Annotated in this window: 1 protein-coding gene; it reads left to right on the forward strand. The window is 54.3% G+C overall.

The window, feature by feature from the left end; translation table 11 throughout:
• The coding region (locus ACYP5B_RS51250) for a substrate binding domain-containing protein (protein ID WP_459575179.1) at nucleotides 1–519 on the forward strand (519 nt) is incomplete at both ends.

Consider the following 519-nt stretch of genomic DNA (forward strand, 5'->3'; position numbering starts at 1 on the left):
GACGATCTGGATAACGCCCGTGCATCCATCGACATGCTTGGGCACACGCTGACGGGGCGGATTCGCATCAGCGTACCCACCGGCATTGGCAGATTATTTGTCGGATCGAAGCTACGAGAGTTCGCGCGGATTCATCCGGGAATCTCACTAACAATCACCTTCAATAATCGGATCGAAGATCTTATCGCTTCCGAAGTCGACATCGCGCTGCGGATCGCGCGAACACCGCCTTTGGATTACGTCGCGCGTGAAGTTTGTTCTATCGACTGGGTCCTTTGCGCATCCGCGGATTATTTTCAGAGGCGCGGACCGATTAGCCACCCCGCGGACCTCGCGTCGCAGACTTTTATCGGGTTGCCGCCAAGTCAGGAATCCACGATCGAGCTTAGAAATCGAAATGACGATACGGACGCCCAGCTCGTCCATATCCAGCCAACGCTACAATCGGCAGACTACCCATTTATCCTCGATGCTGTACTGGAAGGCATGGGCATCGGTATTCTGCCAACATATGCAATG

This window comes from Cupriavidus sp. 8B (genome assembly GCF_054589115.1).